This window comes from Aeoliella straminimaris (genome assembly GCF_024054565.1).
GTDB lineage: Bacteria > Planctomycetota > Planctomycetia > Pirellulales > Lacipirellulaceae > Aeoliella > Aeoliella straminimaris.
This window is the reverse complement of record NZ_JAMXLR010000024.1, coordinates 106,762-129,975: the sequence shown is the minus strand read 5'-3', so window position 1 is coordinate 129,975 and position 23,214 is coordinate 106,762. Positions and strand designations below refer to the sequence as shown.

Genomic DNA, 23,214 nt, shown 5'->3' with positions numbered 1-23,214 from the left:
CGCTACCTTTTTTTGTTGGCCACCAGGGACTGGACTTGCCAACGACTGCCGCTTGCGGAGAATTATTAGCACCCACTTCGCCTTAGCTTCTTCTCGTGAGTGCATCATGCCCCAATGGTACAACATTCTTGTCGGTGTCGATTTGTCTCGTGGCGACTGGCGGGCAAATCCCGAAGGGGAAACGCCATCCCAATTTGCCTGCGAACGAGCCATTCACTTAGCCCAGGCTCTCGATGCGCATCGCGAGGATCCAGCGAAGCTTCACTTTGTGGCGGTACTCGACCTCGACGAAAAGACACAGCGACTGATCGCCAAGTCGCAAGCAGACGAAGAGACCGTGGTAAGTTCAGCCGAAGAGGCACTCCGGCATCATGTGGATGCGGCCGCCAAGGCAGGGATCAAGGCCGACAGCGAAGTTCTGCTGGGCCGGCCTCGAGTTGAATTGCTCAAGTACGTCAACGAAACAAAACCCGATATCGTACTCATTGGCAACCGCGGGCACGGCATGCTGGGGAGCATCTTGGTTGGCAGCACGGCCATCTCGCTCATCGCCCAAAGCCCTTGCCCGGTAGGCGTGATCAAGCAGCGTCCTAATCCCACGGTCGATCGCATTTTGCTTGGCACCAATTTCACACCGGTGTGCAATCGTTTGCTCGATTTGGCCATTCGCCTGGCCAGGCTCTTCAAAGCCGAGCTGCACGTCACGCACGTCGTGGAACCAATGAAACGACCCTTCCTGCAATTCAGTGCAGTGTCAGACGATGAGGTGAACGCCGCGTACGACGAAGCTGTCAGTAAGGCGCGAGCCAAGCTCGACGAAATCGCCGCGCGGGAGGATGCCGCCGCTCTGTCTCCCAAGATGGTCACGCACCTCGAGGAAGGCATCGCCAGCGATGTCGTCTTCCGGCAAACCAAGGAACTCGACATCGACGTATTGATGCTGGGCACCGTAACCCAGGGCGGAATGTCCAGCATGTTCTTCGGATCCACGGCACAGCGACTATTGCCGAACCTTGACTGCTCGCTGTTGACGATGCGGCCAGCGGAGACCGCTTAGAACACATACTGAGCGTCGTCTGTCTGAATGCGGATTACACCGGTGAAGAAGATGTGCAGCTTCGATTCGCGGGGCTGGTCCTTTGGTTGGTCGGTCTCGACGAAGAAGTGGATATTCTCACTGTCGTCGATTTCCCAAGTCCCCTCGATCTTCTCCGCCGTTGCGTCTTCGCCCAGCAGTACCAGCAACAGGTCGGGCGGAATGTCCGTTCCCTCCAGCACGAAGCGGTCCTTTTCGAACGACCATTTGAAAGCCCCATCGTCTTGCCCCGTGCGGTTGGTGCACTTCTTGCCAATCAAGTCGGCCTCTTCCACCGGCGGATAGTTATCTCCCGGGCTGGGCATTCCCCCAACGGGCCCACATCCGACGATCACCGAACAGAGCAACAGGCCAGCCATACAAGAGCGAAACATGGTTGGGATCCTTCGATTTATGGAAAGTCTGAGGTTCCAGTATTGCAGCGACACGCAATTGACGAGCTGCCGATCTTGAAAGTTCCCAGTTTCTTCTCAGCCCCGCCCTGCGATGTCCAGCGGATGCCGCCGACGCCACCATTTATGCAGTTCCATTACCACCAGAACGCTGAACGCCAGAGCGATGAGCGTCGAGCTCTGCTGTAGCGAGACCGGAGCGATGCCCAGCACCTGTTGAGTGGCAGGCCAGTGCATGGCCAGCACGTGCAGGCCCATTGCCAGGGCGGAACCAGCCAAGAGCAGTGGATTCGACCAAAGTGGCTTGCGCAGGGCGGAGGTCGTCTCCGACCGACAATTGCCGATATGCACAATCTCGAATAGCACCATCAGCAACAGGAGTGCATTGCGGGCTTCGAATTCGCTCCAGCCGGCCACTTCGATCATGTAACTGAATGCGGCAAAGGCCACCACGGCCATCGTCACGGCCGCCAGGATGGTTCGCTCGATCATCAAGCGGTTGAAGATGGGCTCGCCCGGGGGCCGCGGTCGCCGCCGCAGCACGCCCGACTCGCCCGGTTCAAATGCCAGCGCCACGTCCTGAATGCCATTGGTCACCAAATTGAGCCACAACAGCTGCGCGGGCAGTAGCGGCAGGATCGCGGCCCCGCTCGCTGCCGAGGGCCAGCCGCTCAGGATGGCGAGCCCCAACAGTACGACCTCAGCGGCGCCGGTGGAGATGAGCAGGTAAATCACATTGCGAACGTTGTCGTAGGCAATTCGGCCTTCCTCGATGCCGGCCACGATGGTGGCAAAGTTGTCGTCGGTCACGACCAGTTCGGCCGCCTCGCGGGCCACGTCCGTTCCGCTGCGCCCCATGGCCACACCGATATTCGCCTGCTGCAGGGCCGGCGCGTCGTTTACCCCGTCGCCCGTAACCGCTACGTAGTGCCCTGCCGCTCGGGCCGCCTCGACCAGGTCGAGCTTTTGTCGTGGTGTGGTCCGCGCAAAGACTCGCACCCGCCGCACCAGGTCCTGCAACTCTACAGGCGTGCGGTCGTTCAACTCGCTTCCCGCAACAACCTGGTCGGGCCCGATGGCCAGGTCGAGCTGCCGAGCGATAGTCAGTGCAGTCACCGGATGATCGCCCGTAATCATGCTAACTTCGATGCCAGCCGCACGGCACGCTGCGACCGCTTCGCGAGCGCCAGACCTCAACGGGTCGATCATGCCCACAAAGCCTACAAACTCGAGACCAGCCGGCTCCGAGGGGACCGACGACTCATCCATGTTGGATACAGGCCCAGTCGCCAGTGCGAGCACGCGGTAGCCCAATTCGGCCAAGCCAGCAGCCCGATCCAGCAACACCGATTGCTCCGAATCGTCCATCGCGCACATGGGTAGCACCCGCTCGGGTGCTCCCTTCACGCTGGCTACGACGCCTCCCTCCAGGCGGTTGAAGGTGGCCGCAAACTGCCTCTCGGCCTCGAACGGGATATCGTTAACCAACGGTGCCTCGGACAGCAGCGCGGCGCGAACTACTCCCAATTTGTGAGCCATGCTCAACAGCGCGATGTCGGTAGGATCGCCGCGCCAGACCCACGATCCGTCGCGCTCATACAGGTCGCTTTCGTTGCACAGCACGGCCGTGCGTGCCAGCAGCTTCAGCGCAGGGTCCGCACTGGCTTGCACCGGCCGGCCACGGTCCAGCACCTCGCCTGCGGGAGCGAATCCCTCGCCGGAAACCTCCAGTTGGCGGCGGTCCGCCAGTTCGATGGTGCGAACGGTCAGTTCGTTGCAGGTCAGCGTGCCGGTCTTGTCGCTAGCGATCAACGTGCAGCTACCAAGCCCCTCGACGGCCGCCAGCCGTCGCACGATCACCCCACGCTTCGCCATCCGCGTTGTAGCCACCGCCAGCGCCACGGTCAGAGCGACCGGCAGTCCTTCGGGAATGGCCGAAACCGCCAGCGCTACGGCGAACATGAACACATCGGTTACGTCGTAACCTCGCCATAGTACCCCCAGCGTGGCAATCACGATCACCGCAACGACCATGCTCCAGGCCACGACCCGCGTAAAATCGGCCATGCGATCCAGCAGCGGCGGCCGGCCGCCCGTTTTGCTGGTGATATCCAGGGCCAACTGGCCAACAGCGGTCTGAGCGCCGGTGGCAACCACAACGCCTTCGGCCCGGCCCCGCTGCACCATCGAACCCGCATAAGCCATGTTGCGACGATCGGCCATCGGTGTCGCCGCTTCGAACACGCCGTCGGCATCCTTGGAGACTGGCAGCGACTCGCCGGTGAGCAACGATTCGTCAATCTCCAAACCATGCGACTCCGACAAACGCAAATCTGCCGCTACGCGATTGCCGGACTCCAGCCATACCACATCTCCCGGCACGACCTCCTCGCCGTCCACCTCGCACATCTCTCCATCGCGCAGCACCGTGGCGCGGACCTGCAGCAGTTGCTGCAGTGCCCGGGTGTTGCGTTCGGCTTTCCATTCCTGGAAACCGCCAATCAGCGCATTGAGCACCAACACCATGGCGATGAAAGCCGCGTCGGTTGGCTCGTCGGGGTGCGTGGCAAGCGACACAACGGCCGCCACGATAAGGATGAGAATCAGAGGGCTGGCGAACTGCCTGAACGCAATCTGCCAAATGGGCGTGGGGCGAGCCTGGGGCAGTCGATTGGGGCCGAACTTCTGCAACCGCTCTTCGGCCTGGTCGGACGTGAGCCCCAAATGCTGGATACCTAGAGTCCCCCGCACCTCGGCAATTGTCGCCGCGTGCCAGTTGTGTCGAGGCGTCTTGTGCTTGGGAGCCACCATGCGATAACCAGCTGTGCATCAAGCGAACAGCTATTGGCATTATAGAATTCCAACAACTCCGGACACAATCTGTTGGAACTCCGCCCCCAGCATTGGCGTCGAACATCCGTGCAGCGGTCTCCCCCTACTCAAATCATGAGGAACTTGTCATGAACAGAAGCTTGCTGAGTCTCAGTGTCATCCTGGTGCTGGCAGCCCTACCCGCAGCTCAGGCCGACGACGCGGTCGACGACGCGGCCTTGGTGGCCGAAGGCAAAGTTTCTGCCGTAACGGTCTATCAAGGGCAGGCCTTGGTAACGCGCACGGTCGATTTGGCCGAAGTGTCCGGGCTGGCCGAAGTGGTGGTTACCGATCTGCCGCAGAACGTGCTGCCCGGCAGTCTGTACGCCGAGCCGCGAGATGGGGTCGAGATTCGCTCGGTCCGCTACCGGGTGCGGCCCATGGAGCTGGATGTTCGCAAGGAAGTCCGTGAACTGGACCAAGAGATCCAGGACGTCCAAGACGAGGTGACCGCCGTCCAGCGCGAGCAGCAACTGCTCAACGAGCAGCAGCAATACCTTAACAAGCTCGAGCAATTCACAACCGTCACGGCCGATCGAGAGCTGAAGAACGGCGTGCTCAACGCCGAAACGCTCAAGGAACTGACCAGCTTCAACTTCGAACAGCGGAGCAACATCGCGGCCAACCAACTGGAAACCAACAAGGCGATTCGTGACCTGCAGCGACAACTCGAAGTGCTGCAGCGCAAGCGAAGTACCGTGGCCGCCGGTTCGGCCCAGACCTTGCGCGAGGCGGTAGTGTTCGTGAACGTGGCGCAGGCCGACGGCGCAGGGATGAAGCTCAGCTACTTGGTAACCAACGCCACGTGGTCGCCATCTTACAACCTCCGCGCCACCAACGATCGCGACAAGGTGCAGGTGGAATACAACGCCTCGATCCAGCAAATGAGCGGCGAAGATTGGACCGACGTCGAAATGACACTCTCCACCGCCTCGCCCTCACTAGTTGCGCAGGCCCCGTCGCTCGATCCCCTGGTCGTGAAGCTCGGCCGCGAGCAAGCCGAAGGGGCGGCTCAGATGGTCGCCGGCGCAAAGAACTACAAGCAAGCCAAGCAAGCCCTGGAGCAACAGCGCGAACAGCTGGCTCAGGTACGTGGCAACGCCATCAATCGCAGCTCGTCCCCCAACCAGGCGGCAGATGACTTGTTCGGCAGCCCCACCGCCAACACCGCCGTTCAATCCAATGCTCAACAAGGTGCGGCCACAGATTTTTCTGGGGGCGGATTCGGCGGGCAGGTAGATGCCCGCTGGGCAGCGAGCGATCGCGAATCGGCCGATCGGTTTCTGAACGAAGTTGCTCAGAAGATGCAGATTCTCGACTACAACACGGCCCGCATCGAGATCAAAAAGCCGGAAGACCGGCAACAAGTCGAAGGTGAGGGGGTCAGCGTGAGTTATCGCCTGGCCAGCCGCATGACGCTGCCCAGTCGTAGCGACCGGCAGCTGATCCAAATTGCGGCCCATCCGCTGGCGGCCAACTTCTATCGGCTAGCTATTCCCGTGCTTACTACCAACGTCTACGAAGAGGCCCGCGCCTCGAACACCAGCAACGAAGTGCTGCTGGCAGGCCCCGCCTCCACGTTCCTGGGCGACGAATTCGTCGGTCGCGGCGAAGTGCCCACCGTGAGCGTCGGCGAGCAATTCGGTGTGGGCCTGGGCATCGATTCGTCGCTACGCACTACGCGTGAGTTGGTCGACAAGGTCGAGCGGATTCAGGGCGGCAACCGCGTGGTCGACTTCACGTACGAATTGACCATCGAGAACTTCGGCTCCGACCCAGCCAAGGTCCGGCTGCTCGACCGCATGCCCACCGCTGGCGAAGCCGACATCACGATTACGCTGCTGAAGAGCGACAAGCCCGTGAGCGAAGACCGCGCGTACCAACAACGTGGCCTCGAAGAGGGGATGCTCCGCTGGGATGTCGAAGTGCCGGCCGGCGCCACGGGTGTCGACCGCTTCGTGATGAAGTACACGATGCAAATCGAATACGACAAGCAGTTGTCGATCGTCGGTTTGCCGGCCAAGCAATAGCCCGAGTGTTCCGCACCGGATCAGCGCGGATGGACACAGTACTCAATGCGGTTCGGTGTCTCATCCGTGCAGATCCGTGGCTCGGATCGGGCAAGGGTGCGACCAGGGCAATCCTCTTAGCGCCGTAAGGCTCTTGGCAGCCGGGCCGAGACTTCCACGCCACGGTCGCCACCAAAGTGCGTGAGCACCGTGCCGACGTCGCTGACCGGTGCGTAGTACAACGGGCGGCCGAACAGCACCTGCGACTCACTATCCAGCACACATGCGCCGAACTCGGCGTTGGCCAGCGGCCAGAGGGTAAGAGAGTCTTCCCGCAGACGAAACCTCGCGCCCAGCCAGCCAAACTTTACCGTGGCCGTGTCTGCCGCCTGGCTCCCCGGTTGAGGTGTACCCCGATACAAATAGTATTCGATCGTCCGCGCGAACACGCCTGGCATCGAGCCCGATTCGGCCACGAGGTCGCCCTCGGCCGAGGTGATCCGGCCGTCCTGCCAGTAGACGTTCAGGTTCTGCAGGTTGCCGACGGTGTCTAGCGGAATGCTGAGCGCCTGGGCGAGCGCCACGCCGGCGAGTTCGCCCGACAGCGTGCCACTGGTTCGGTCTGCGGAGCGGACGATGGACGCCTGGCCAGCAAAGGTGGCCTGCTCTCCCCCTTCGACCACCAGCGCCCCAAGCGACACCAGCCAATCGGCCGGCACCTGCTGTCCGGCCGTATCGAGCACCACGCGCGTTGCGGGCGGGGTGACTTGACGGTTGCGAAGCACCTCGATGCGGGGACCTGCCGCGTTGGTTTCGATCACGCAGCGGCGTCCCGTGATCTCGCCTTGCTGCTGAGTGCTCTCCAGCGTGATCACCAGCAACTGACCGGCGAGCAGTTCTCTGGCGGAGGGGTGAGCGTTCTCTTGCCAGGCTACGTTGGCCAGCTCCACCCGGACGCTTCCCGGCCAATCGACCTCCAGCGTGCGATGCAGCGACGTTGCCAGGTGCGACAGTTCACCCTCAGCCAGGCTCACGCCCGACAGCCGCACGCGGGGCGTCGGGCCTTCGGTATGCACATGGGCCACCGCGGCGGTGAGCACCACCTCGCCGGTCTCGACGTTCGCCAACTGCAGATCGCGGCACCGCACCACGCCGGGCAGCGGCGTATCGACCGAGCTAGCATCGACTCGCATGCCGAGCATTCGCTCGACTACCGCCAGGCGGGAATCGGCCGTGGTGGGAAGCCGCTGATAGGTGGCCCACGCCATCACTGCTAGCGTGGGCAGAATGCAGCCGGCCAAAAACACCACGCGGCACATTCGGCGTTGATTCGATTGAAGCATGCCCTGCGAGCCACGGGCGTGCAGGCAGGCGGATGTCCAATGGCTAAACCGCGAGCGGTCGCCGAGGTGTCCCCCTACCTCTCCCGGGCCATTTTCTGGAAGAGTTCGTAGCGAGCTTGCATCTCTGGCAAGCTATCCCCTCCAAACTTATCGACCAGGGCGGCGGCGATCTCGAATGCAACCACGTTTTCCACAATCACGCTAGCAGCGGGCACCGCGCAGACGTCGCTCCGCTCGTAGCTGGCCGCGTCGGGCTGCTTGGTGTCGAGGTTAATCGACTCCAGCGGCTTGGCCAGAGTGCTGATCGGCTTCTTGGCCGCCCGCACCACCAGCGGCATGCCATTGGTCATACCGCCTTCGAGCCCACCCGCGTTGTTACTGGGACGGACGTAACCCATGTTCGGCGAGTCCTTCTGCGACTCGTCGTAGAGGATGGGATCGTGTACTTTCGAGCCCGGCAGCCGCGCGGCTTCAAAGCCCATGCCGATCTCGACGCCTTTGATGGCTTGCACCGCCATCACCGCCTGCGCCAGTCGGCCGTCAAGCTTGCGATCCCACTGGGCGTGCGTGCCCAGGCCGAACGGCAGTCCGTCGACGCGAACTTCCATCACGCCGCCCAACGTGTCGCCCGCCTTGCGGGTTTCGTCGATTAGCTTCTTGATGTCGGCGTCCTTCTCGGGATTGAGCGAGTAGATCTCGCTTGCATCCCGCGCGGCCTTCAGGGTTTCGTAGTCGCCATCGATCGGATCGATTCGCTCGCCGCCGAGTTCGGTGACGTAACCAAGGGCGGTGATGCCGAACGGCGCCAACAACTGCTTGGCCAGCCCGCCGGCCGCCACACGGACGGCTGTCTCGCGGGCGCTGGAGCGTTCGAGGATGCCGCGGATCGATCCCAGGTACTTCATCGAGCCAGTCAGGTCGGCGTGTCCCGGTCGGGGACGAGGCAGATCGTCCAGCCGCTCGAGTTTGTAGTCGCGGTTGGCCACCTCCAGCACCAGCGGACTGCCGAGCGTGGTGCCGTGCCAGATGCCGGTGCGGATCTGCACCTCATCGGTTTCGATCCGCTGCCGGCCTCCGCGGCCGTAACCACCCTGTCGCCGGCGGAGTTCCACGTCGATTTGGCTGGGATCGAGCTCCACACCAGCGGGGAAGCCATCAACCAGGGCAATGAGCGTCTGCCCATGCGATTCGCCAGCGGTCCAGTAACGAAGCATCTTGAGAGGAGCCAGGGGGTGAAAGGGCAGGAATCGGGAAACCCCCAGTATAGTTGGAAGCGAAAGGTTGAACTATCGGGGGCAATCGAGCGGGAAGAGCGTGTAGAATGGGCTGCGAACGGCTTTCCCCCGGATATTAGGTATGGAAGACGAAAACCCTTACGCCGCACCACAGGCCAGCCTGGAGTCGACGGTGCCCCCGCTCGAAGAGGTCGGCGTCGTACGCGATGGCAAGCACTTGCTGCTGTACGAAGGTGCCACGCTGCCCTCACGGTGCTTCAGTTGCAATCAACCGGCCACTCACCCCACCAAGGTATCGGCCGTAAGGAACTACGGCCTGTGGATTGCCATGCGGCTGGGAACCATCGGCCTGGTGGTCGCCGGCATGTTGGTCGCTCGCAGTTACGTACCTCGCTCGGCCGAGCCGTTGGTCACAGTGGCGGCCGTCTTGGCAATCGCCCTGCTGTACGGAGTCATCCGCTCGAACAACGCCACCCAGTTTTGCTTCTACACCTGCACCAAACACCGGATGTTGAGGTACCTGACCGTGGCCATCGGCTGGTGTGGCTTGCTGTTGCTCCTGGGCGAGGCGTGGCTTGCCGAGCTGTTTCCTGCCGCAGGGCAACTCGATTTGCTCCTGCCATTTATTGGGTGCATTTTGATCAGCAGGGTGATCGCGCGAAAAGCGCGTTTGCAGCTTCGTTGTGTCCCAAATCAGCAACAGCCCTTTATGTTCCATGGATTCGGCGGAGAGTTTTTGGAGAGCTTTCCAGGCGCCGACGAGGCGTAGCGAATCGGACTCTGGTCGAAAGCAAATCGATGGATGACGAAAATCCCTTCGCTGCGCCGCAAGCGGATTTAGATCCGGCCGACTTCGCTATCGAAGGCGATCCGTCGGTGGTGCGCGTCGACAAAAAGCTGCGCATGCCTGAGGGGGCTCAACTGCCGACGCGGTGCGTCAAGTGCAACCGGCCGGCAAAGACTCAGTGGGATGTGGCCGCCAACAACGGACTGAGTACACGCTCCGGCACAAGCGCGATACTGTTCGTCCTGCTCGGAGCTTTCCTGCTTATCGTGTTCACCGCCCTTGATATCAGCCTGTTATGGTTAATTCCATTCGTTGCTTTGGCTATAGGCATCGTGGTATGGATGGAGCGTCAGGAACCGCGACCCGTCTGTACGACCTTCTACGTTTGCCCTATGCACAATCTGCTGCGATACGTCGCTGGCGTCCCCATTGCTATATTAGCCGTTCTACTACTCAGCAGTTCCCGGTTAACCGACTGGACCGGAATCGACTTCGAAACGTTCTTCGAATTTCCACGAACGCTTTTCCTGGTCCTCACAGCAAATCTGATGCTTATGTTCGCTCCGCATGTGATCGGGAAGAAGCTGGAAAAGGGTTACTTTGAATACCATGGATTTGGCGAGAAGTACCTAAAGAACTTTCCGACAATAGAGCAACAAGGAGCAGTTTTCGACGAGGCGTAGCTCGTCGGAAGAACCTCCCAAGCACCCCTACCTCACTTCCACGCAAACTCACCACCGCTAATCCGCTCGAAGGCTTCGATGTACTTCGCGCGCGTCTTCTCGACGATCTCTTCCGGCAATTCAGGAGGCGTACTGTTGCGGTCCCAGTCGCTGGCCAGCAGCCAGTCGCGGACGAACTGCTTATCGAACGATGGTTGCGGGCCGCCGGGTTGGTACTGGTCGGCCGGCCAGTAGCGCGAGCTGTCAGGGGTCATCACTTCGTCGATCAGAATCAGTTCGCCGTCGGCATGGCCGAACTCGTACTTGGTGTCGGCCAACAGCAGTCCACACTTCTCGGCGTGGGCCGAGCCCTTGTTGAAAAGCTCGATGCTGCGGGCCTTCAATTCTTCGGCCAGCTCGGTGCCGATCTCAGCGGCCATCCGCTCGAAGGAAATGTTCTCGTCGTGCTCGCCCATCTCGGCCTTGGTGGCGGGGGTGAAGATCGGTTCGGGTAACCGATCGCTCTCCACCAGGCCAGAGGGTAGCTGCACACCGCACACGGTGCCCGACTGCTGGTACTCTTTCCAACCCGAGCCTGCCAGGTAGCCCCGCACCACGCATTCCATTGGGACCACTTGAGCCTTCTTGGTAAGCATCACCCGGCCGCGAAGTACCTCGCGGTCGACCCCGTCGGGCAGCGGCATCTGGTCGACTTCGGTGGTCACCAGATGATGGGGAGTGTCCAGTTGGTCGAACCAGAATTGGCTCACTCCGGTTAGCACGCGGCCCTTATCGGGGATGCCGGTTGGTAGCACCCAATCGAAGGCGCTGATCCTGTCGGTGGCCACCAGCAGCAGGTGCTCTCCCAGGTCGTAAACATCGCGGACCTTACCGTGCCGCGCGGGAATATCTGCCAGCTGGGTGTCGATTAGGGGGGTGGAGTGCATGTCCGTCTCCGGCTTCCAGGGGGGATTTGCGGCAGGCACCAAGTATAGCGTTGTCGGGGCGGCAGGCAGAGTGCTTGCCTCGGACCGCGGGTGTCAACTAAACTGGATTATTCGCCGCAAAGCGTTGGAGACTGCTGCCCCTCCTGCCGGTCGGCTCAGTGTCAACAACCCTTCCGCTCCGGCCAGCCGCGGCGGCTCACGCTCACCAAAGGTCCGCACCGTCATGGGACTGATGCGACTGTTTGTACATGACGGTAGCCGACTCGAGAGTCTCGACCCGACGCGCGTCCACATGATCGGGTTTGAGGAGCTTCCCTGGTTCTCGAGCGTCTTTGTCTCTGAGAAACAGCTGGTCATTCAGCGGGCGGAAAGCGACTCGGGCACGGTCTGCGTACCCTGGTTGGTGGGCGACCGGGGGGAGATGCTACTGTCGACCTCCACGCTTATGGAGCGTGACACCCCCTACTTCCTGGAAGTGGAACTGGCCCGAGGGCTGGTGCATCGACTGCGGAATCAGCTGGAAGCGTGGCGACAACTGGGACTGATTGTGCCGCCCGACCTGGACGAGGAGGTGCTCGCCGCCACGCGGCATTTCGCCCGGGCGGCGTCGCGGCAGCACGAACCCGACACGGCCGCCACCGAAGCCAACCAGGCCATCGAGCTAGCAGTGGCCGCTGGCGAACGCCTGGCCGCGGTGTACGCCGAGCAGGCGCTCGGCATGCGGACACGCAACGCCCCGCTGAACACGCTGCTGGGGGTCGACCTGAGTGGCGAATTGCCGGACGAAGACCTCCGCGAGTCGGTCACCGAGACCTTCAATCTGGTGAGCCTGCCGATGTCGTGGCGTGACATCGAAGCCAGCGAGGGCAAGCGAAAATGGGACAACACCGATAACGAACTGCGGTGGGCCCAGAAGAACGGACTGAAGGTCGTGGGCGGGCCGCTGCTGGAGTTCGACGAACGCCGGGTGCCCGACTGGACCTACCTGTGGGAAGGCGACTACGACACGCTGTCGAGTTTCATGCTCGACCACGTCCGCCACACCGTGAAGCGCTACCGCAGCAAGGTGCACCTGTGGCATGTGGCAGCGCGGATGAATCGTCCTCGCGTGCTGTCACTTGGGGATGAAGACCGCCTGCAGGTCGTGGCGTCGGCCATTCATACGATTCGCGATCTCGATCAGCGGACGCCCATCGTGGTGAGTTTCGATCAACCGTGGGCCGAGTACATGGCCACACAGCAAACGGACCTCGCACCGATGCATTTCGCCGACGCCCTGGTGCGGGCCGATCTGGGCGTATCGGGGCTGGGCCTGGAGCTGAACATTGGCTCGCAGCCACTGGCCACGGCGCCACGGCCTGCCCTGGCCTTCAGCCGGCTGGTCGATCAATGGGGTCTGTTCGAACTGCCACTGTTCCTGATGCTCACCATCGACACCCGGCGCAGCAAAGACAAGCAAGCTGACGGCGGCCACTCGCACACTCGCGCGGAGTGGGTCGAGCGTTATTTGCCGCCGCTGCTGGCCAAGAACTGCGTCCAGGTAGTGGTGTGGAATCAGCTTTCCGACAAAGGCGCAGAATTCCCTGGGGCCGGCCTGTTCGATGATCAAGACCAACCCAAGCCGGTGCTCAATGCACTCGCAGCGCTTCGTAAGCAGTATCTTGCGTGACTTCTTCTGCCTTGTGGTCGGCTTCCGTATCTTCGGTTCCGAACACGGCGCAAGCAACAGACGAGTGGCTGGTCAACCGCGAGCGGAGCTTCGACTCCGCGCAGTACGAAGCCAACGTATCGGCTGACTTCTTGTTGAGACCACACACGCGCAACGCACCATCGTGCGATTCGAGACGGGTGCGAAAAGCATCGAGCTGCGCGATCACCATTGGGGTGAGGGACTTGAACTGGGGTCCGAACTCCAAGACCACGCGATACACCAGATGACGCGACACCACGTTCCACAAGTCATCGGATAACTGCTGCTCGTTGACCGTGGTGCCCGACTCGCCTGGACTGAGCCGCAGGAATACCCAGTTGGGGCCGCGACTCACATCAATCTGAAAACCGCTCTCTGTGCCATTCATAGGCTGACGCTCCATCGTATGGGGATCGAATGGCGGCCTTGCCAGTGGGGGCTACACAAGCACCCGCTCAACCACCGGCCGACCAGTCACGGGAAACTGGTTGCCACCAGCAGGCGGAAAGAAAAGCAATCGAATCTCTTCAGGTGTCCATCAACGCCGCCTGCGCCTTCATCTTATGACGGCCTTTGCTAGGAATGCAAGCTCGAAAAACACAAAAGCGGAAACGCGCCAGCTAGCAGCTCTCGCGAACTCTACCGGCGACGAATTGCATCCCTCTAGAGGGTGAAGTACGCAACGCACTCCGCACCCCTAAGCGTCGATCATTTCTTTGATGGTCTTCAACGCCACCTCAAGTGCCTCAGGTAGTTTCTCAGGTTGTTTACCACCCGCTTGGGCCATGTCGGGACGACCGCCACCACCACCGCCAAGCGTCTTGGCCACCGGCCCAATCCACTTGCCTGCGCTCACCTTCGCCTGCTGCAAGTCTTTCGAAATGCCGGCGATCAGGGTTACCTTTTCGTCTCCCTCGCGGGCAGCCAGCAGCACAGCCACGCTGTCCTCTTTGGCGCGGAGCTGGTCGATGAGCTGGCGCATCAGGTTTTGCGGCGCGCCGGGCGTCTCGGCGACCACCACCGTGGTTGCGCCAATCTTGGTGGCCGATTCCAACAATTTGTCGGCCGAAAGCGGTCCCGCTGCGTCGCGTTCGGCCAGTTGCCGCTTCATCGACTCGACCTCCGACAGCAGCGACTCCACCCGCTCGGGCACCGCGAGCGGCGCCACCGATAGCAGACGTCCCGCTTCGGTGAGCGTAATTTTCGCTTGCTGATAGGACAGTTGGTCGGTGGGACTCGAAAGCTTCGGGCCGGGTTCGTCGCTGGCCGCACCACCGCTGGAAAGCAGCTTCTTCAGCGAACGTTGCTCGGCGAGTAGCGCGGTGACGGCCTCGGGAACCTGGCTCGCAGCACAGGAGAGCAGCTTGGCGGTCTTGTCGAGTGCCGTGGTGGTTTCGACCACCTGCTGCTCGGCCCGCTGGCCCGTAAGCGCCACGATACGCCGGGTGCCGGCCGAGACCCCTTCTTCGCTGATGATTTCGAACGCTCCCACCTGCTTGGTGTTGGTCAGGTGCGTGCCGCCACATAATTCGCGGCTGTTGGTACCTGCAGAGAGCGGGCCCATCGACACCATCCGCACGGGGTCGGGGTACTTTTCGCCAAATAGCATCATCGCGCCCTGCTTGCGGGCCTCGGCCAGTGGCAGGGTCTCCCACTTTACCTCGGCCGCCGTGGCAACGTCGGACGTCACATCTTCGGTAATCGCCGCGAGCTGCTCGGGCGTCACGGGGCTGAGGTTCGTGAAGTCGAACCGCAGCCAGTCGGCTTCCACCTTCGAACCCTGCTGCTGCGCGTGGTCGCCCAGGTGCTTGCGCAAGGCATGGTGCAGCAAGTGCGTTGCCGAGTGGGCGCGGCGAATTGCGTCGCGGCGCCCAGTGTCGACTGCGGCCTGCACCGTGTCGCCCTCGCTCATGACGCCACTCTTCAAGTGACCGATATGGACGAACAGCTCGCCATCCTTCTGCGTGTCGATCACATCGAACTCGAAACCCGCGCCCATCAACTTGCCTACATCGCCCACCTGCCCACCGCTCTCGCCATAGAACGGTGTCTTGTCGAGCACGATCCGCACGGGATCCTCGTGGCCAATCTCCTCCATCTTGTCGCACAAGTGATCGTTGGGCGCCTTGCCGGCAATAATGCCCAGCACCGTGGCCGAGGCCTCCGTGACGTCGTAACCAAGAAAATCGGTCTTGTGGTGAACCTGCTTGAGCGAGTCGATCGGTCCCTTCGAGCCCATCACAGTATGGGTCAACTTGCCCGACGCTTCGCCGTGCTCCAACATAGCCTGCTCGTAACCGTCCCAGTCGAACGCCAGGTTGTGCTCGGCCGCCAGCGACTCGAACAACTCCGGCGGCACGCCGAACGTCTGGTACAAGTCGGCCGCTACGTGACCATCCACGGTGGTGCGGTTTTCCTTGCGCATTTCGTCGAAAGACTGCTCGATACGATTGAGCCCGCCATCGATCGTGGCAAAGAAATTGGCTTCTTCTTTCTCGATCACGCCAGCGACGCGCTCGGTGGTCTCCTTCAACTCGGGATAGGTGCCGGCCATCATTTCGACCACGGTCGGCACGATCTTGCAGAGGAACGGATCACGGAGTCCGATCTGGTGGCCGTCGAGCACCGCGCGACGCAGCAAGCGTTTGACGACGTACTTTTCCTTGTTGGCCCCCGGATACACGTTCTCATGCACCGCGAAGGTGCAAGCGCGGACGTGATCCGTGATGCGGCGGAGCCGGCGGCCGTTTTCGCTGTGGTATTCGTATTTCACACCACACACCTCGGCCGCTGCCTGAACAATCGGCATCAGGATGTCGATGTGGAAGTTGGTCTCCACGTCTTGCAGCGCCGCGGCCGTGCGTTCGAGCCCCATGCCGGTGTCGATATTCTTCGATGGCAGCGGGCGGAGGTTGTCCGGCGGATCGCCCACGCGGTTGAACTGCGTGAACACCAGGTTCCAGATCTCCAGGGCCTCGCGGCCTGGAGCGGTGTAGTAAATCTCGCTACAGGGCCCACAAACACCGTCGGGGCCCTGGCTCGGCGCGCTGGCCGGCCAAAAGTTCTCGTCCTCTTCTTCGTAGCTGATGCGGCTGGTGGGCACTCCGATCTTCTCGTGCCAGATGTCGGCAGCCTGCTGGTCGTCCTTGTAAACGGTGACACTCAGGGTCTCGGGGGGCAAACCGAGCCACTTCTTGTCGGTCAGGAACTCCCAGGCCCAGTGAATGGCCTCGTCCTTGAAGTAGTCGCCGAACGAGAAGTTGCCCAGCATCTCGAAGAATGTGTGATGCCGCGGCGTGCGGCCCACGTTGTCGATGTCGCCCGTGCGCATGCATTTCTGGCAGGTGGTCGCCCGCGTGAAGTCGAGCTTCACCTTGCCCAAAAAATGGTCCTTGAACTGGTTCATCCCCGCCGGGGTAAACAGCACGCTGGGGTCCCAGGTCGGCACCAGCACGTCGCTGGCCACGCGGGTATGGCCCTTGGTCTCGAAGAACGACAGGTACTTTTCGCGAAGTTCGTCAGTTTTCATCGCTAATAGGGACGTGAGAGTGAGTTCAGGGGCCAACCACTGGCGACCTACGTGCCGCCGGTAAGGACCGTTGGATTTTCGCTAAACCCTGAATAATAACGCACTTCGGGCCTTCTCGGCAGGGCAGGCAAAATCGTTGCAACGTGGAGGGATTCGGCCCATAATCTACAACGGTGACCCGGGCCAACGGGCCCTGGGTTCGCTTCCCCTTCCCCCTGCACCCCGATTTCTCGCCAGTGAAACGTGGTTCAACCGGACGACTCGCCCCCTGAACGCGGGCGATTCGTGTTCCCCCGTTTCGTCTCCTGGTGGTGTAGCGTCGATGGCCTACTTAGCGATTCCCCGTATCAGCAAATTGTCTTGCCTGCTGCTGTGCTGCGGCGTGCTGGTTGCGGAGCGGGCGTCCGCCTACGGCACCACTCGCCCTGGCTGGCCTCAGGAGAGCCCGGGTGCCCCGGTCTATCTGACCTACAGCTACCAGAACATGTTCGACGGTGGACTGTTGGATCCTGAAGGGAATCCGGTGCCCGAGTCGCAGATTCGCACCGCCATCGAGGAGGCGCTCAGTGTATGGGCCCGATACGCGCCGCTACATTTCACCGAAGTGCCCGACGACGGGCTCAGCTATGCCTACTCCATGGAGTTCGGCACGCTTCGCTTTCGTCACCTGCTGATCAACGGTCCCGACCCACCCGACGGCGACCCCACCACCAAGGCTCGAGCCCGTTTTCCGGGCACGACCAAAGTCAGCGGCGACGTCGACTTCGACCATGGTGATCCCTGGTCCCTGGTAGGCACCATCCGCGAGCCCGACATCCTGGGTGCGACAATCCACGAAGTGGGCCACGCCCTGGGGCTAACCCACACCGGCGAGGTAGGGGCCAACATGTACTGGATCTTCAAACGGTACACCGGGCCTGGCAGCGGCGACTTGGAACCCGACGACATCGCCGCCATCCAAAGCATCTACGGCGCAGGCAGCGGCAGCGTCACTCCACTACTGCAGGTTCCCGAACCCACGTCGCTCGCGCTGGTGGCCATGGCGCTCGTGGCGGGGCTCGTCTTCAGAATACGACGAACCTAGAGGTTCAGGCGCGCGCCGCGTTAGCGGGCGCTCCGCGCGTCCCAAACCAGCCAGCAAAGCACAAGCGTACATACCCAAAAATCTGGCGACATTCCCACGGGGTTCCTCCCGGTTACACAAGCAAAATGAAAAGAAAAGTAGCCGACCACCTCAACGGTCAACGCAAGCTATACGAGACAGTGTAGTTGTGAGTTCGCTTAATCAATCGGCAATATTCCTCCCTTTATCAAAACTTCATCGCGTCGCATTGCGCCACCGGCACGCATGGAAAACTCTGCCGCGCGATAGCATGGCAGCGCGACGGGCAAGCTGATCGCGCCCCGGCCAGAAACCACTGACCAGTTCCGTCCAGGACCACACCCGGGTGGCTAACTTGCCAACTCGATATCCAGCAGTTCGATCATCGCGTACACGAACTGCCGCTTTTCGGCATTGAAGTGCACCCGCACGCCGATGGTCTTATCGGCCCAGCCGCGGGCGCTGCCGCCGCATTGATGGAACTCCTGCGCCATGGCGGTCCAGTCGCAAACCATCTCGATCAGGTCGACCTCTGTCATGTCGTTGGGGTCGTCGTGGAACTCGGGGTGGTGGCGGTTGTGGCTCATGTGGTGTGCGATGGCCGCTTCCACCTCGGCCTCGACGCCCGGCGGGAAGTCAAACGGGTTGCCCATCTTTCGGCGGCGATGGTGCTCGGTCAGCCAGATATAGGCAGTGCGTTCCTCGGGCTCGAACTTCGTGGCGTCGTGCTGCGCGGCCCGCGCGAGCAACTCGTCGGCATGGTCGGTTACGCGGGCCATCACCTCCAGGCACCGCCGCACCCGCGCGATGTGCTCGCGGGTCCGCCGTTCGTAGAACGCGATCATATCGGAAGTGGGTTCAGGGACTGCCATACCAAGATTTTAAGCCGCGTCGCGGAGCGAGCATAGCAACCGGGCGGGCTACTCTTGTTGTTCTCCCCAGGTTGCTCGGTAGTACGGCCACGCATCCAACAGGTACAGGCCGAACGGCACCCACCAGACGAAATCGTTCGTCGCACACATCACCACTGTGGCCAGCGGCCACTTGCCCGTGGCGATGAGCCCGGCCAAGCCGATAGGGCCGAGCACCTTGCCCGCCAGCCCTACGGCCGCAATCAGCCAGCCCTGCTCTGGGCGGCGAGCCACTTCCAGGTATAGCACGCCGTACAGGCCGATCACCATGCCCATGGCGGTGAAAATCTGCGGATGCACTGCCGGCGGCATCTCGGCCACGCGGAACAGCCACTGCGGATCCACCGCGGCCCACAGTCCCCACGCAATGTTGTACACGCCAGCGGCGGCGAACACCCAGCGATGCAGACGGCGACGCTTCATCGTTTGCCCCGCTCGTTCGCCCAGGCGAACTGCTTGCGAACTTTTCGCACGCGGGCCTTCACCGAAGCGGCCGAGTCTGCTTCCGCCATCGTGAGGGCCGCGAGCGACGTCTTGCGATGCGTGGGATGCTGGTCGGCGAGATTCGCCAGTGCGCTGACCGCCCAGGCGCGGACGAACTTGTTCTCGCCTATCGCTAGTCGAGCGGTCGCCGCCTTGAGCCCGCGACCGCTGGCCTTGGGTATCTCCACTGCGGATAGCATCTGCAGCAGGTGCAACTGCGAGCCCCACTCCGTTTCCTGGGCCAGCAGCAGGGCCATTCCGGACACGGTGTCGGCCGTGAAGTCCACACCACGGTCGTGCCACCGCTTGAGCACCCAAGTGGCGCCCGCACGCACGAGCGGGTTGTCGTGTTCGCCGAGCGCCAGCAGCTTCTGGATGTTCGCCTTACTGGCAGGCGTGCCTGCCGCCACTTGCTCCAGCGGTTCGGCGTGCTTGCCATCGAACGATTGAAGAGTTCTCAGCAAGCTTTGCATGGCGGGTGAGTTCTGCAGACGGGTGCCCGGGGTCGCGTTGGTGCTCTCAGTTTGTGATTAGGCCACACTCTACGTTAGAATTCAATCGATACACGGCTCCCCTGAATCGTCCCCGAGGTTTTCCCATGTCGAAGCTGTCACTCTCGCGTGTCGCGTTGTTGGTCTTGTGCGTTTGCGGTGCGGCCGTCGCTTGGGCCCAGCCGCCGGTGAAAATCATCTTTGATACCGACATTGCCGGCGATGTGGACGACGTGGGTTCGCTCGCCATGCTGCACGCCCTGGCCGATCGCGGAGAAGCCGAGATCCTGGCCTGTACCATCTCGTCGAACAATCCAAAATCTGCCGCCTGCGTCGACGCCATCAACACCTGGTACGGCCGGCCCGACATTCCTATCGGCGGAGTCGACGTGCCTGTGGCGGGGAAAGCGTTCGAAAAGCTGGTCGGCTCACGCTATACCAGGCAAATTGCCAGTGAATTCCCCCAGGACCTGTCCGAGAAACGGCAGCTACCGTCGGCCGTCAAAGTCTACCGGCAGGTGCTTGCTGCCCAGCCGGACGACAGCGTGACCATCGTGTCGGTCGGCTTTCTCACGAATCTGGCCGAACTGCTCGACTCGCCCGCTGACGAATTCAGCTCACTCGATGGCAAACAACTGGTCGCAGCCAAGGTAAAGCAGTGGGTCTGCATGGGTGGCGTCTTCCCCGAGGGGCACTTCGCCAGCGGCGAGGGCGAATACAATCTCAAGATCACACCGGAGGCTACCCAGCGGGCGATCAACGGCTGGCCCACGCCCATCGTGTTCAGCGGCTACGAAATTGGCGAGCGAGTGCTGACCGGCGCCGGGCTCGAGCGAGCCGCTGCCGATAGCCCAGTCCGACGCGGCTACCAGCTGTACAACGGCCTGGGCGATCGCAATAGCTGGGACCAAACGGCCGTGCTGCACGCGGTACGCGGAGCGGGCGACTACTGGGAACTATCCCCACCGGGCGTGTGCCAGGTGCCGGAAGATTCAGCCGGTTGCCACGAATGGAGCGAGAGCCCCGAGGGAAAGCACCGGTACCTGATCGAGAAGATGCCGCCCGCGGAAGTTGCGGCGGAAATTGAAACATTGATGATGGCGGAGCCGGCGAACAGTGACGGGAAGTGACGCAGTCGCTGGCAAACTAATTTTGGAACACTAGTATTCGCTAATCTTCGCTAATGAGGATTAGTGTCGATTAGCGGAGATTAGTGTTCTCCCCTATCCCACAACCCAGCCGACCAATGAAACAGCACGAAATAAACGCCGCTAGCCGTCATCATCGCGATGGTTCCGGCTTGCCACATCATGTCGCGGTAGGCTTCCAACGAGGGCAGTCCCGGCGCTGCCATGACGTTCAGCACAAACATATAAACAAACCCGAGCGCAAAACCGGCTGCCAGGCCCTTGAGGAAACGCTGTGGTATGCCTTCGACCCACGAGTCGTGCTTCGTTCCGAGCAGCACGCTAGTACAACCGCCCAAGAGGCACGGAAAGCCTACCATCACTGTGAGGAAATTGTAGCCGCACAAGGCGTAGTAGGCCGCCCCGATGACTAAGCCAGAGAACACTCCAAAAGCAGCCCATGGAATTGACCGGCGAACCCACCCCGCCCATATCCCCACAAGTGGCGGATAGATGAATCCCAGGTTGTTTGCCAATCGCAAGTCGTGTGCCCCGGCAGTTGGCATACTGTTCGGAACAAGTCTCATCGCAACCAAGAACGCGATGCCTCCCACAACGAGTCCTGCCAGCGAGATCCAGCCGAGCGGGACCACGCGAGGCTCGCCTGCGGGCACAATGGAATGGGGAGTTCGTGGCGAGGCGAATGGATTCTCACTGGTATCCATGGGATCTGACATGCTGGTGAGGCTCAATTGTAGCAGGATTCAATTTAGGTGTTGCAGCGAAGTCGCTACCTCGTTGGCAGATAGCTTCGTTTCTACCGGCAGCGATACGAACACAAAGCCTCGCTAATGAGTATTAGTGTCGATTAGCGGAGATTAGTGTTCCCCTAAAAACCCTACGGCAACAGTTCCTGTGGAATCTCGCCCGCCAGCTTCTGATCGTTAACTCTCTCGAGCCGGGCGAGTTCAGCTTTCACGTCTTCGCCATTCTCCAACCGACGCTTGAGGATCTGAATCTCCAGGGGCAGGATGTTGATGAAGTAGCTTTCGGCATCGGAAGCACCAATTTCCTTCTCCTTCGCCAGCAACCACTCAAGGCACTTGATCTGCTTCTCGGTGTAGTTCAGCTCGGAGTTCGCTTCGAGCCATTTCACCAGGCCTCCCGCCTCGTCGAATGGCGTGCCTTCCCAGTACGGCTGGGTGTGGTTCTCTCCGTCGCGGCCTTTGCGCATCAGTCCGTATCTTGAATAATCCTCGGGGCGATTCTGCAATTGAAAGTAGAGGTTCCAGTAGCAGGCGTCTCCCACGGAGTTGCCCGTGTGGTGATTGCGGAAGTTGATCGACTGGCGTTTGTCCTCCAAATGCTCCACCAGTACTGGAAATGCCAGCTCCTTGTACTCCATCAGCTCTGCAAACGCCTTGTAGCAACGCTCGAACCTGGCGCGATACTCGTCCGAATTGTCCCTGATGCCCGGGCTGAGCGCAGGTCGGTTCGTTGCATCGCCATCGGCAAACACCAACTGATCCACCAACGCTCGGATTTTGGCTTCCTGCTGCTTCGTAGCCAACGGATCAGCCTTGCCAGGAGCTTCCTGCGTCGCCTGCTGCCGAACAACCTGTTTCGCTTGTTGTGCAGATGCCATACCAGCAGCCAACGTGGCAATCAGCATCCAACTCGTGACACCAGTCTTCGACATCGTCCAATGAATCCTACGCTTGAGGCTTTTGCATGACCGTGACTTATGACTCTCATTGTAGAGCCACTTGCCACTTATTCTACAACAACATCCACACCAGTACCGGCGTGAGCAGCAGAATCCAGCCGCACACGGCCAACATTACGCCGGGCGTGGGGTTCGTCACTTGCGGTCGGGTGAGACCGAAGCGCATGCTCGTCATCCGCGCGAGTTCTTCGGGGAACCAAATGCAGAGCAGCGGCACTACGACATACCCACGTACGAAGTGCATTGGAAACAGACCTCCGTTGTCGAAGGCGTCCGGTAGGACATAGGCCACCGCTGCCGCGACCGCCCCGGAAAGCAGCTTCGACGTGAGCAGCGAGTAGATTAGGCCGAGTCGACGCTCGCTCTGGATCTGTTTCCCGAGGGTGGTTGCCAGCCGGTCGACCGCCGTGTTGCCTTCGACGTACTCCTCCAGCTTGGGCATCTGCCAACCCTCGATCCAGTGACCCTGGCAATCGTCGCACCGTTGCAGGAACACGCCCGAATCGTGCGCATATTCTCGCCGATCCATCAGCTTGCCGCACTTAGGGCAAGGGTAGTCAGGTCGCGTCGCCGGGACCTGCGCGGACGCTTCTACCGATTTCGCATAGCTTCGCACCACGGGGCCCAGCTCCCCCTGGTCGAGCCACAAACCCCCGCATTCGGCGCAGCGGTCGATCCGCTGCCCTGCGCAGGCTTCTTCGCGGAGCGGAGTTTGGCAGGTGGGGCATTGCATGGCGGAGCGGGTCGGCCGGGGAACGAAAAAGGTGCGATATTCTCAGCTAATTCGCTGCGAGGCAGTAGAAATTGTACACG

The 23,214-nt window shown here is 61.4% G+C and carries 20 protein-coding genes; 7 read left to right on the top strand and 13 right to left on the bottom strand.

All coding sequences use genetic code 11. From position 1 onward, the window contains the following. The first annotated feature begins 106 nt into the window (after window positions 1-106). Window positions 107-1,057 (top strand): universal stress protein, encoded by a 951-nt coding sequence (locus NG895_RS06220; RefSeq protein WP_252851603.1) that lies wholly within the window; start codon window positions 107-109, stop codon window positions 1,055-1,057. On the opposite strand, the gene NG895_RS06215 is transcribed toward NG895_RS06220, so the two are convergent. Further along, a complete protein-coding gene (locus NG895_RS06215) occupies window positions 1,054-1,470 on the bottom strand; it encodes a hypothetical protein (RefSeq protein WP_252851602.1) in 417 nt (138 codons plus the stop codon). The genes NG895_RS06220 and NG895_RS06215 overlap by 4 nt on opposite strands. Window positions 1,471-1,566: 96 nt before the next feature. Then, complete coding sequence (locus NG895_RS06210; protein WP_252851601.1) at window positions 1,567-4,296, bottom strand: cation-translocating P-type ATPase; 2,730 nt, start codon at window positions 4,294-4,296, stop codon at window positions 1,567-1,569. Between the two features lie 152 nt (window positions 4,297-4,448). Here NG895_RS06210 and NG895_RS06205 point away from each other — a divergent pair, with 152 nt between their 5' ends. Then, window positions 4,449-6,389, top strand: a complete 1,941-nt coding sequence (locus NG895_RS06205; RefSeq protein WP_252851600.1) for a mucoidy inhibitor MuiA family protein — start codon at window positions 4,449-4,451, stop codon at window positions 6,387-6,389. Window positions 6,390-6,505: 116 nt separating this feature from the next. Here NG895_RS06205 and NG895_RS06200 read toward each other — a convergent pair whose 3' ends face one another. Both NG895_RS06200 and aroC read right to left on the bottom strand, forming a co-directional pair. Continuing rightward, window positions 6,506-7,711: a hypothetical protein gene (locus tag NG895_RS06200; RefSeq protein WP_252851599.1), complete on the bottom strand. Its 1,206-nt coding sequence runs from the start codon at window positions 7,709-7,711 to the stop codon at window positions 6,506-6,508. 74 nt (window positions 7,712-7,785) lie between these two features. Then, entirely contained in the window at window positions 7,786-8,925 is a 1,140-nt protein-coding gene (aroC, locus tag NG895_RS06195; protein WP_252851598.1) for a chorismate synthase, read from the bottom strand. 142 nt (window positions 8,926-9,067) lie between these two features. On the opposite strand from aroC, the gene NG895_RS06190 reads away from it, so the two are divergent. Beyond that, window positions 9,068-9,715, top strand: a complete 648-nt coding sequence (locus NG895_RS06190; protein ID WP_252851597.1) for a hypothetical protein — start codon at window positions 9,068-9,070, stop codon at window positions 9,713-9,715. A 29-nt stretch (window positions 9,716-9,744) separates the two neighbouring features. Next, window positions 9,745-10,416 carry a hypothetical protein gene (locus NG895_RS06185; protein WP_252851596.1) on the top strand — a complete coding sequence of 224 codons (672 nt, stop codon included), beginning with the start codon at window positions 9,745-9,747 and terminating at the stop codon, window positions 10,414-10,416. Window positions 10,417-10,448: 32 nt separating this feature from the next. Here NG895_RS06185 and NG895_RS06180 read toward each other — a convergent pair whose 3' ends face one another. Continuing rightward, entirely contained in the window at window positions 10,449-11,342 is an 894-nt protein-coding gene (locus NG895_RS06180; RefSeq protein WP_252851595.1) for a phosphoribosylaminoimidazolesuccinocarboxamide synthase, read from the bottom strand. On the opposite strand from NG895_RS06180, the gene NG895_RS06175 reads away from it, so the two are divergent. Beyond that, a complete protein-coding gene (locus NG895_RS06175; protein WP_252851594.1) occupies window positions 11,341-13,011 on the top strand; it encodes an endo-1,4-beta-xylanase in 1,671 nt (556 codons plus the stop codon). The genes NG895_RS06180 and NG895_RS06175 overlap by 2 nt on opposite strands. Here the strand turns inward: NG895_RS06175 and NG895_RS06170 are convergent. Together NG895_RS06170 and alaS are read right to left on the bottom strand one after the other, a co-directional pair. Next, window positions 12,971-13,420 carry a hypothetical protein gene (locus NG895_RS06170; protein WP_252851593.1) on the bottom strand — a complete coding sequence of 150 codons (450 nt, stop codon included), beginning with the start codon at window positions 13,418-13,420 and terminating at the stop codon, window positions 12,971-12,973. The two genes, NG895_RS06175 and NG895_RS06170, sit on opposite strands and share 41 nt — an antisense overlap. Before the next feature lie 309 nt (window positions 13,421-13,729). After that, window positions 13,730-16,561 carry an alanine--tRNA ligase gene (gene alaS, locus NG895_RS06165; RefSeq protein ID WP_252851592.1) on the bottom strand — a complete coding sequence of 944 codons (2,832 nt, stop codon included), beginning with the start codon at window positions 16,559-16,561 and terminating at the stop codon, window positions 13,730-13,732. Between the two features lie 322 nt (window positions 16,562-16,883). Here alaS and NG895_RS06160 point away from each other — a divergent pair, with 322 nt between their 5' ends. Continuing rightward, entirely contained in the window at window positions 16,884-17,645 is a 762-nt protein-coding gene (locus tag NG895_RS06160) for a matrixin family metalloprotease (protein WP_252851591.1), read from the top strand. 368 nt (window positions 17,646-18,013) lie between these two features. Here the strand turns inward: NG895_RS06160 and NG895_RS06155 are convergent, their stop codons facing one another. From NG895_RS06155 to NG895_RS06145, 3 genes are read right to left on the bottom strand one after another with little or no spacing between them, the layout of a single operon-like run. After that, complete coding sequence (locus tag NG895_RS06155; protein ID WP_252851590.1) at window positions 18,014-18,535, bottom strand: DUF5662 family protein; 522 nt, start codon at window positions 18,533-18,535, stop codon at window positions 18,014-18,016. Between the two features lie 48 nt (window positions 18,536-18,583). Continuing rightward, window positions 18,584-18,997: a hypothetical protein gene (locus NG895_RS06150; protein WP_252851589.1), complete on the bottom strand. Its 414-nt coding sequence runs from the start codon at window positions 18,995-18,997 to the stop codon at window positions 18,584-18,586. After that, on the bottom strand, window positions 18,994-19,530 hold the full coding sequence (locus tag NG895_RS06145; protein ID WP_252851588.1) for a hypothetical protein: 537 nt from the start codon (window positions 19,528-19,530) through the stop codon (window positions 18,994-18,996). Before NG895_RS06145 ends, NG895_RS06150 begins: the two co-directional genes overlap by 4 nt. Before the next feature lie 125 nt (window positions 19,531-19,655). On the opposite strand from NG895_RS06145, the gene NG895_RS06140 reads away from it, so the two are divergent. Further along, on the top strand, window positions 19,656-20,678 hold the full coding sequence (locus tag NG895_RS06140) for a nucleoside hydrolase (protein ID WP_252851587.1): 1,023 nt from the start codon (window positions 19,656-19,658) through the stop codon (window positions 20,676-20,678). 80 nt (window positions 20,679-20,758) lie between these two features. On the opposite strand, the gene NG895_RS06135 is transcribed toward NG895_RS06140, so the two are convergent. The 3 genes from NG895_RS06135 to NG895_RS06125 all read right to left on the bottom strand — a co-directional run bounded on the left by NG895_RS06135 (window position 20,759) and on the right by NG895_RS06125 (window position 23,134). Continuing rightward, window positions 20,759-21,412, bottom strand: a complete 654-nt coding sequence (locus NG895_RS06135) for a hypothetical protein (protein ID WP_252851586.1) — start codon at window positions 21,410-21,412, stop codon at window positions 20,759-20,761. 161 nt (window positions 21,413-21,573) lie between these two features. Continuing rightward, window positions 21,574-22,374, bottom strand: a complete 801-nt coding sequence (locus NG895_RS06130; RefSeq protein ID WP_252851585.1) for a hypothetical protein — start codon at window positions 22,372-22,374, stop codon at window positions 21,574-21,576. Window positions 22,375-22,453: 79 nt separating this feature from the next. After that, window positions 22,454-23,134: a TFIIB-type zinc ribbon-containing protein gene (locus NG895_RS06125; RefSeq protein WP_252851584.1), complete on the bottom strand. Its 681-nt coding sequence runs from the start codon at window positions 23,132-23,134 to the stop codon at window positions 22,454-22,456. Window positions 23,135-23,214 lie beyond the last annotated feature (80 nt).

What these genes read in the sequence shown, in the direction of transcription:
- NG895_RS06220 (WP_252851603.1), top strand. Translation starts at nt 107, where the DNA reads ATGCCCCAATGGTACAACATTCTTGTCGGTGTCGATTTGTCTCGTGGC.
- NG895_RS06215 (WP_252851602.1), bottom strand. Translation starts at nt 1,470, where the DNA reads ATGTTTCGCTCTTGTATGGCTGGCCTGTTGCTCTGTTCGGTGATCGTC.
- NG895_RS06205 (WP_252851600.1), top strand. Translation starts at nt 4,449, where the DNA reads ATGAACAGAAGCTTGCTGAGTCTCAGTGTCATCCTGGTGCTGGCAGCC.
- NG895_RS06200 (WP_252851599.1), bottom strand. Translation starts at nt 7,711, where the DNA reads ATGCTTCAATCGAATCAACGCCGAATGTGCCGCGTGGTGTTTTTGGCC.
- aroC (WP_252851598.1), bottom strand. Translation starts at nt 8,925, where the DNA reads ATGCTTCGTTACTGGACCGCTGGCGAATCGCATGGGCAGACGCTCATT.
- NG895_RS06190 (WP_252851597.1), top strand. Translation starts at nt 9,068, where the DNA reads ATGGAAGACGAAAACCCTTACGCCGCACCACAGGCCAGCCTGGAGTCG.
- NG895_RS06185 (WP_252851596.1), top strand. Translation starts at nt 9,745, where the DNA reads ATGGATGACGAAAATCCCTTCGCTGCGCCGCAAGCGGATTTAGATCCG.
- NG895_RS06175 (WP_252851594.1), top strand. Translation starts at nt 11,341, where the DNA reads ATGTCCGTCTCCGGCTTCCAGGGGGGATTTGCGGCAGGCACCAAGTAT.
- NG895_RS06180 (WP_252851595.1), bottom strand. Translation starts at nt 11,342, where the DNA reads ATGCACTCCACCCCCCTAATCGACACCCAGCTGGCAGATATTCCCGCG.
- NG895_RS06170 (WP_252851593.1), bottom strand. Translation starts at nt 13,420, where the DNA reads ATGAATGGCACAGAGAGCGGTTTTCAGATTGATGTGAGTCGCGGCCCC.
- alaS (WP_252851592.1), bottom strand. Translation starts at nt 16,561, where the DNA reads ATGAAAACTGACGAACTTCGCGAAAAGTACCTGTCGTTCTTCGAGACC.
- NG895_RS06160 (WP_252851591.1), top strand. Translation starts at nt 16,884, where the DNA reads ATGGCCTACTTAGCGATTCCCCGTATCAGCAAATTGTCTTGCCTGCTG.
- NG895_RS06155 (WP_252851590.1), bottom strand. Translation starts at nt 18,535, where the DNA reads ATGGCAGTCCCTGAACCCACTTCCGATATGATCGCGTTCTACGAACGG.
- NG895_RS06150 (WP_252851589.1), bottom strand. Translation starts at nt 18,997, where the DNA reads ATGAAGCGTCGCCGTCTGCATCGCTGGGTGTTCGCCGCCGCTGGCGTG.
- NG895_RS06145 (WP_252851588.1), bottom strand. Translation starts at nt 19,530, where the DNA reads ATGCAAAGCTTGCTGAGAACTCTTCAATCGTTCGATGGCAAGCACGCC.
- NG895_RS06140 (WP_252851587.1), top strand. Translation starts at nt 19,656, where the DNA reads ATGTCGAAGCTGTCACTCTCGCGTGTCGCGTTGTTGGTCTTGTGCGTT.
- NG895_RS06135 (WP_252851586.1), bottom strand. Translation starts at nt 21,412, where the DNA reads ATGTCAGATCCCATGGATACCAGTGAGAATCCATTCGCCTCGCCACGA.
- NG895_RS06130 (WP_252851585.1), bottom strand. Translation starts at nt 22,374, where the DNA reads ATGTCGAAGACTGGTGTCACGAGTTGGATGCTGATTGCCACGTTGGCT.
- NG895_RS06125 (WP_252851584.1), bottom strand. Translation starts at nt 23,134, where the DNA reads ATGCAATGCCCCACCTGCCAAACTCCGCTCCGCGAAGAAGCCTGCGCA.